This is a genomic window from Fibrobacter sp. UWH1 (assembly GCF_002210365.1).
Lineage (GTDB): Bacteria > Fibrobacterota > Fibrobacteria > Fibrobacterales > Fibrobacteraceae > Fibrobacter.
In genome coordinates this window covers 1-1414 of sequence record NZ_MWQG01000091.1, presented here as the reverse complement: position 1 = coordinate 1414, position 1414 = coordinate 1, and the positions used below count along the sequence as shown (strand labels likewise).

General features: G+C 49.6%; 2 protein-coding genes. One reads left to right on the top strand and one right to left on the bottom strand.

Translation table 11 applies throughout. The features are described from left to right. The first annotated feature begins 132 nt into the window (after positions 1-132). Positions 133-780, top strand: a complete 648-nt coding sequence (locus tag B7992_RS16200) for a fibrobacter succinogenes major paralogous domain-containing protein (protein ID WP_088666821.1) — start codon at positions 133-135, stop codon at positions 778-780. Positions 781-782: 2 nt separating this feature from the next. On the opposite strand, the gene B7992_RS16195 is transcribed toward B7992_RS16200, so the two are convergent. Further along, positions 783-1307: a phospholipase D-like domain-containing protein gene (locus B7992_RS16195; RefSeq protein WP_088666820.1), complete on the bottom strand. Its 525-nt coding sequence runs from the start codon at positions 1305-1307 to the stop codon at positions 783-785. Positions 1308-1414: the final 107 nt, after the last annotated feature.

Here is a 1414-nt window from a genome sequence, read left to right as displayed (position 1 = left end):
ATGTAAAGATAGCCTACGAATGGGAATCGGAATCGAGAGAATCATCTAGCAAGGCTGCCTAAATGCTTCCACACATGTTGATGATGCCTCTAAATTTTCTATAATTACCTTGTACAAGTGAAAGGAAATCCTATGAAGAACTTTATTGCAAAGATGGGTGCTATTCTGCTGGCTCTTGGAACGGTTATGGCCTTGAGTGGCTGCGGCGAAGATTCTGGAACGAATCCTTATGCCGATGCAAAAATGGTTGACTCTCGCGATGGCAAGACCTACAAGACCGTGAAAATCGGTGACAAGGTCTGGATGGCGGAAAACCTGAACTATCAGACCGGCGAAAGCAAGTGTTACGACAACAAACCCGAAAACTGCGACAAGTATGGCCGCCTTTATGTTTGGAGTGAAGCCGTTACCGCTTGCCCGGATGGCTGGCACCTGCCTAATAAGCAGGAACTTGAAGATTTGAAAATAACGGCCGGTCAAAAGGCTGGTATTGACATGGCAGGAACCGTGTTGAAGTCTAGTACTGGCTGGAAGGTAAATAGCGGCAAGAGTGGAAACGGTACCGACGGCCTCGGCTTTGGGGCGTTGCCCGCTGGCAGCTACTTCAGCGACCTCGACGACTTCCACGACGAGGGCAACTACGCGCTCTTCTGGTCTTCTACGGAGTACTCTAGTAACGATGCGTACTACCTGGTTTTGGACTGCTCCTACGAGGGCGCCGGCGTGTACGACTACGATAAGAGTAGCGGCTTCTCGGTTCGTTGTGTCAAAAATCCCTAGCCCTATTTAATCCTATCCCCGCAATATTCCAGACGACCGCAGTTTTTGCAGTGGGCGCCCATCCATAGGGTGTCAAATTGGTTGATGGCGGCTTCGACGATTTGCGGGTCGTTGGTGAGAATGCCTGCCTCGAAGTTACGCTTTAATGCGCTTTTCATGCCGATGCCGGCGCCTGTCAAATTTGCGGATCCGATGTAGGCAACTTCCAGGTCAAAGATGACCATCTTGAAATGTACTCGCGGACAAAGCACTCGTTCCAGGTCCGTGGCGAGAATCGGGAATCGGTCGAAATCTTCGCGGAAATTTGGCCCGGGTTCTTTTGCGTGTACCAGGCGCACGCCCACACCGCGTTTCAACAAGCCTCCAATCTGCCCCAGCAGGGGAATGGCCTCGCCATTTTGCTTTACATACAAGTCCTTAATGTCTGCAGTTCCGATCCATAGGGTGTCACGAACTTTAGCGATGCGCTCGATGACTTCGCTGTAATGCTCTTCGTTGGCGATGTACTTGGTGAAAATTTCTGCCATCTTTTCTTTCTCAAAACAGGTTGCTTTTACTATATTGACGTAACAAAAAAAAGAGGCATCATCAACATGTGTGGAAGCATTTAGGCAGCCTTGCTAGATGATTCTCT